Annotated in this window: 4 protein-coding genes and 1 tRNA gene; all 5 read right to left on the reverse strand. The window is 41.3% G+C overall.

Annotated elements, in window-relative coordinates:
• Nucleotides 1–23: 23 nt before the first annotated feature.
• Nucleotides 24–1388, reverse strand: coding sequence for a CmpA/NrtA family ABC transporter substrate-binding protein (locus AN944_RS16395; RefSeq protein WP_055025720.1), 1365 nt, complete (start codon nt 1386–1388; stop codon nt 24–26).
• A 646-nt stretch (nt 1389–2034) separates the two neighbouring features.
• Nucleotides 2035–3165 carry a sodium ion-translocating decarboxylase subunit beta gene (locus tag AN944_RS16400; protein WP_055025721.1) on the reverse strand — a complete coding sequence of 377 codons (1131 nt, stop codon included), beginning with the start codon at nt 3163–3165 and terminating at the stop codon, nt 2035–2037.
• 15 nt (nt 3166–3180) lie between these two features.
• Nucleotides 3181–4974 carry a sodium-extruding oxaloacetate decarboxylase subunit alpha gene (oadA, locus tag AN944_RS16405; RefSeq protein ID WP_055025722.1) on the reverse strand — a complete coding sequence of 598 codons (1794 nt, stop codon included), beginning with the start codon at nt 4972–4974 and terminating at the stop codon, nt 3181–3183.
• Nucleotides 4975–4990: 16 nt separating this feature from the next.
• Nucleotides 4991–5239: an OadG family transporter subunit gene (locus tag AN944_RS16410; protein WP_055025723.1), complete on the reverse strand. Its 249-nt coding sequence runs from the start codon at nt 5237–5239 to the stop codon at nt 4991–4993.
• Nucleotides 5240–6159: 920 nt separating this feature from the next.
• A tRNA-Arg gene (locus tag AN944_RS16415) sits at nt 6160–6236 on the reverse strand.
• Nucleotides 6237–6403: the final 167 nt, after the last annotated feature.

The following is a 6403-nucleotide window of genomic DNA, read 5'->3' on the forward strand; positions in this document are numbered from 1 at the left end:
ATCCTCACTTCGATAGCTGTAAATTACAGCTTATCGCCTTGTTTTAGACCAATGCTGAACTTATTGATGTAAGCATTAGGCGCGCTCCCGTCATACACGATATCGTCAATAAAGTGCTGCTGAGGTTTTTTAAAGCCAGTTTCAGTTGCAAAGTCTGGGAAATGTTTTGCATCAATGGTTTTGTCATCAATTAAGGATTGAGCAGCTTTGGCATAGATATCTGGGCGATAAACTTTCGCAGCAACATCTTTGTACCAATCATCAGGTTTATCTTCAGAGATCTGTCCCCAGCGACGCATTTGCGTTAAATACCAAATCGCATCTGAGTAATATGGGTAAGTTGCGTTATAACGGAAGAACACATTGAAGTCTGGGACCGCTCGCTTATCGCCTTTTTCATATTCAAATGTGCCGGTCATACTATTAGCAATGACATCGTAATCAGCACCAACATAATTAGATTGCGATAAGATTTTTACAGCTGCTGGACGATTGGCATTGTTATTATCATCTAACCACTTAGCCGCCTTAATCAGGGCACGAGTTAAACGAATCGTCGTATTAGGGTATTTTTCAGCAAATTCAGCCGTGATCCCAAAAACCTTCTCTGGGTTGTCTTTCCAAATTTCATAGTCGGTAACTACCGGCACTCCAATGCCTTTAAATACGGCTTGCTGATTCCATGGTTCGCCCACGCAGTATCCATAAATAGTGCCAGCTTCAAGCGTTGATGGCATTTGTGGTGGAGGGGTTACAGAAAGAAATGCTTGCGCATCTAATTGGCCCGAAGTGTCACCTTTATGAGGCGCATAGTATCCTGGGTGAATACCGCCAGCAGCTAACCAATAACGTAGTTCGTAGTTATGGGTTGATACAGGAAATACCATGCCCATTTTGAACGGTTTACCTGCTTCAGTGTATTCCTCGACAACAGGTTTCAACGCATCAGCTTTAATTGGATGAACAGGTTTGCCATCGCTATTTTTAGCGATGTTAGGTTTCATTTTTTTCCAAATATCATTGGATACCGTAATGGCATTACCGTTTAAATCCATCGAAAAAGGCGTAATAATATGCGCTTTAGTACCATAACCAATAGTGGCAGCTATTGGCTGCCCTGCCAGCATATGTGCGCCATCTAAGCGACCATCAATAACACCGTCTAATAACACCTTCCAGTTAGCTTGGGCTTCAATCGTGACGTATAGGCCTTCTTCTTCAAAGTAACCATTCTCATAAGCGATAGCGATAGGCGCCATATCAGTTAATTTAATAAAACCAAAAGTCAGTTCTTCCTTTTCTGGAAATCCGACCTCAGCCATGGCTGGCAATACGGCAGAAAAAGACATCACCAGTAATGTCTGTTTAAGTGCTTTTTTCCAATTCATCTTTAAATCCTTGTTAAGTGTTAAATAGGTAAAACAAAAAAGGCGCTAACTACCCCCTAAGGAATAATTAAGCGCCTTTGCTTAAATTAATTTACGACTAAAAAATGATTAATTTTCACGTTTAAGACCAAAAACAATCAAAAACGGATAAATAAAATACAATTATAATCAGCCAATATGTGACCATTACTATTCAGCTAACGTGCCAACTTGGTAATGCACTGTTTTAAATGGAAATTTTAAAACATTCCTCCAACATACCTATAAAGGGTAGTGCTAATTTAGTGCAAGATAAATAAAATCGCACCTAAATGGGTATAAAATACGAGTCGTTTTTTGGATTGAACAACAATGGAGCAATGCAAGCCTTAATATTGGATTAGGCTGATAAATCGACGTGCCTTAAGCCTTGCTAATCGAGTAAGAAAGAAAATAAAGAAAGGCTTATGAGTGGTGAGTTAAATGCTATGTGAAGAGAGTGAGTAAAACCCTGATACAGACGCGTAATAGATGGCACTATCTTCTGTTTATACCGATGAGCTAGCGATGAACTCAGGCTCAATATGACTAATGTGTTAGCAAAAAAAAACCACTGCTTAGCAGTGGCTTTAATATGATTTACAACAAACAGAGTTAACGCAAGGTATTAACCTAGAACAGCCAACAATACACCAGCAGCAACAGCGCTACCCAGTACACCAGCAACGTTTGGTCCCATAGCATGCATCAATAAGAAGTTTTGTTGGTTTGACTCTAAACCTACCTTATTCACAACACGTGCGGCCATAGGTACAGCAGATACACCAGCTGCACCAATCAATGGGTTAATCTTACCACCTGAGACTTTAGACATCAGTTTAGCCATCAACACACCAGCAGCTGTACCGATACTAAATGCGACAGCTCCTAAGACTAAAATACCTAAGGTTTCGATACGTAGAAACTCTTCAGCCTGCAATTTAGAGCCTACAGCTAAACCAAGGAAAATAGTGACAATGTTAATTAATTCGTTTTGAGCAGTGCTTGATAATCTATCTACCACGCCACATTCACGCATTAAGTTACCTAGACAGAACATCCCTACTAAAGGCGTTGCTGCCGGTAAGAATAAAATGGTCATTCCCACTACCATCAATGGGAAAATAATTTTCTCTTTTTTACTGACTTCACGCAGCTGTTCCATCTTAATGGTACGTTCAGATTCGTTAGTCAATAAACGCATGATTGGTGGTTGAATTAACGGTACTAACGCCATGTACGAGTACGCAGCAACTGCAATTGCCCCCAATAAATCTGGGGCTAGTTTAGAGGCTAAGAAAATGGCTGTTGGGCCATCGGCGCCACCAATAATCGCAATAGCCGCAGCATCTTGCATAGTAAACTCAAACCCAGGCACTAAATTTAATGCAATTGCACCAAGCAAGGTCGCAAAAATACCAAACTGCGCCGCAGCACCTAATAGTAAGGTTTTCGGATTAGCAATCAGCGCTCCAAAGTCAGTTAACGCCCCCACGCCCATGAAAATCAGTAATGGGAATATGCCTGTTTCAATACCAACATAGTAGGCATACCAAAGTAGACCGCCTTCGTCGGTAAACCCCGCATTAGGAATATTCGCCAGGATAGCACCGAAACCAATCGGCACTAACAAAAGTGGCTCGAAGCCTTTAGCAATGGCGAGATATAACAATGCCCCGCCAATTGCCATCATAAATAGTTGATCAGGTGCGAAGTTAGCAATACCTGTCTCAGACCAAAAGGCCATTAATCCTTCCATGCTATCTCCTACCTCTTACGCTAGTGCCAGTAATGGTGCGCCAACTGCAACTGCATCGCCTTGTTTAACCGCGATATTTCTGATCACACCTGTCGTTTCTGCTCGAACTTCGGTTTCCATCTTCATTGCTTCAAGGATTAATACCACATCACCCTCATTAACATGGTCGCCATCATTCACCATCACTTTGAAAATATTGCCTGACAGCGGTGCGTTCATCGTGACTTTAATTTCATTACTCGCCGGCGTTAATGGTGCAAGCGGAGCTGGCGCTTGAGAACCAGCTGATGATGAAGTGGGTACAATTTGGCTAATATCTCCACCTTCACTGACTTCCACCACAAAATTTTGCCCTTGGACATTAACGGTATAGGTTTCAGGCCCTTTGTCTTTTTTATCAGCAACAACCGCCATATCATCAGCACTTGGAATAGGCTCAAATGCGTCCGGATTACCACGGTTAGTTAAGAACTGTAATCCAATTTGATTAAATAACGCATACGTCATCACATCATCATCAGTTTCTGCCGCCAAAGTAATATTGTCTTTCTTAGCGATATCAGCCAACTCTTGGCGTAACTTATCTAGCTCTGGTGCAATAAGATCGGCAGGACGACATGTAATGGCCTCACCACCCTCTAGCACTCTAGCCTGAAGTTCAGCGTTAACTGGTGCAGGTGTTGCACCGTACTCACCTTTTAATACGCCTTCAGTTTCTTTAGCTAGGGTTTTATATCGCTCACCCATTAGGACATTAATTACTGATTGAGTACCTACAATCTGTGACGTTGGCGTCACCAAAGGTAAGAAACCAAGATCTTCACGTACACGAGGGATCTCTTCTAATACAGCATCCATTTTGTCCGCAGCGCCCTGCTCTTTGAGCTGGTTTTCCATGTTGGTTAACATGCCACCTGGCACTTGTGCACGTAAAATGCGTGAATCAATACCTTTCAGTGCACCTTCAAAACGAGCATACTTTTTACGAACTTCTCTAAAGTAAGCTGCAATTTCTTCTAACAGCGCCATGTCATAGCCGGTTGAGCGGCCATTATCTTCAGCCATTGCGACTAAGGTTTCTGTCGCTGAATGTCCATATGTTTGGCTCATTGACGAAATGGCGGTATCAAGTACATCAATACCCGCTTCAATTGCTTTTTGATAAGTTGCAGTGCTTAAACCCGTTGTAGCATGACAATGCATAGACACTGTTAAATCCGTTTGAGATTTAAGTCTGCTAATCAGGTCAAATGCTTCCATTGGTTTGAGTAGACCTGCCATGTCTTTTATACACAATGACTCACAACCCATGTCTTCAAGGTTTTTAGCCATATCAACCCAAGTATCAACGGTATGAACTGGGCTAGTTGTAAACGAAATAGTCCCTTGAGCATGACCACCAACCTGTTTCACCGCTTTAACAGCCGTTTCTAAGTTACGAACATCATTCATTGCATCAAACACACGGAACACGTCAACACCGTTAGTATGCGCACGCTCCACAAAGCGAGTTACTACATCATCAGCATAATGGCGATACCCCAAAAGGTTTTGACCACGTAACAACATTTGCTGCGGCGTATTTGGCATGACCTTTTTAAGTTCTCGGATACGATCCCACGGATCTTCTCCTAAATAACGAATGCATGAATCGAAGGTCGCGCCTCCCCATGATTCAAGTGACCAATAACCGATTTTATCCAGTAAAGGAGCGATAGGTAACATATCGTCTAAACGTAGGCGTGTTGCCAAAATAGACTGATGGGCGTCTCGTAATACTACATCTGTTAACGCTAAAGGCTTGCTCATAATTACTCCTAAACTATTAATCTTTGGCACGATACTGATGAATAGCAGAAGTGATTGCTGCTACTAACTTAGGGTCAAGTGTCGCTGCTGATGCAGGTGCTTGCACTATTGGCGCCGACGCTGCTGCAACTTGATTTTCTGACTTGGTTAATCTGGCGACGATAGTGATACCGACGATTAACAAGCTTAAAAAAATAAAGACTAAGCTCATCCCCATTATCATCACGCCTAAGGCGTTAAATAATTGCTCAGATATTGAAGTCATACATCCTCTCTTGTCTTAGTGTTCAATCAGTCATTGCACACAGGATCCGTTCTGATTACATACGCCAATAATGAAGTCATATATGAAATTAACTCACGCACCAAAAGTAGGCATTCATTAATTCACAAACGGCATTCAGAATAAATATTCAGTCTATCTTAACTAATTTATGATTATAAAAAAGCTAATCAACCAGCTAATTTAGTTATATCAAATTCTTCATTGACGAAAAATATAACTAATCTATAACAATTAATCCAACACCTTGTAAATTGGTCAGACCAAAAATAATAAAATTAAAAGGATATAGGTGAGAATTCGATAATTAAAACGAAACTTTTATGAGAATAATTTAATTTTGATGGGTTTATGAAGAAAATGACAAGATTATGACGACTTCTAACTAAAAAGTGATATCAAGATAAAGAACAACCAATCGCCCTAAAGAAGTGCAGATGATGTAAAAAGCATAAATATGCCAATTTTATCGTGATTAATTGACTATTTATTACAATCGAGCAGTTACATGGTAAATCATGCTCCTTAGTGTGCCTGTTGCCAATAGATCAACGCTGATGATCCATGTTAAGAGTGATTTCACCTAAAAGAGTACCAATATAGATAATGCGTTTGTTGAGTTGCAAAAAAGATCCCCCTTAGCCGCAGACTCTATATAGAGCTCAAGCGCATGCTAACCAACATCAAGCGAATTAAAAGCTGTTAACACGTATAGATTGGCTAAAAATATAAACAGCATTAAAACGACGCTGGTAGCCTAGAATGTAAGGTAATTGAATTTAACACTGAGAAGGCATTGCTATATCACGCAAAGTGAAATAGAAAAGTGACACTTAAATTGAGCAGTGACGAACCAGCAATAAAAAATGCCCTGTAGCAAGCTACAGGGCATTCTCTAATAATGGTGCGCGTGGGAGGATTCGAACCTCCGACCGCCTGGTTCGTAGCCAGGTACTCTATCCAGCTGAGCTACACGCGCAAATCTTTTATATCGCTCGCTTAACACGAGCTTGCTCATTGCTAATGAGCTTAGTTGCATGGTTTAGATTATGCAAATAATGGCGGAGAGGGAGGGATTCGAACCCTCGATGGGAGTTAAAGCCCATACTCCCTTAGCAGGGGAGCGCCTTCGGCCACTCGGCCACC

Origin of the sequence: Shewanella sp. P1-14-1 (genome assembly GCF_001401775.1) — a bacterium.
Classification (GTDB): domain Bacteria; phylum Pseudomonadota; class Gammaproteobacteria; order Enterobacterales; family Shewanellaceae; genus Shewanella; species Shewanella japonica.

What these genes read in the sequence shown, in the direction of transcription:
- AN944_RS16395 (WP_055025720.1), bottom strand. Translation starts at nt 1,388, where the DNA reads ATGAATTGGAAAAAAGCACTTAAACAGACATTACTGGTGATGTCTTTT.
- AN944_RS16400 (WP_055025721.1), bottom strand. Translation starts at nt 3,165, where the DNA reads ATGGAAGGATTAATGGCCTTTTGGTCTGAGACAGGTATTGCTAACTTC.
- oadA (WP_055025722.1), bottom strand. Translation starts at nt 4,974, where the DNA reads ATGAGCAAGCCTTTAGCGTTAACAGATGTAGTATTACGAGACGCCCAT.
- AN944_RS16410 (WP_055025723.1), bottom strand. Translation starts at nt 5,239, where the DNA reads ATGACTTCAATATCTGAGCAATTATTTAACGCCTTAGGCGTGATGATA.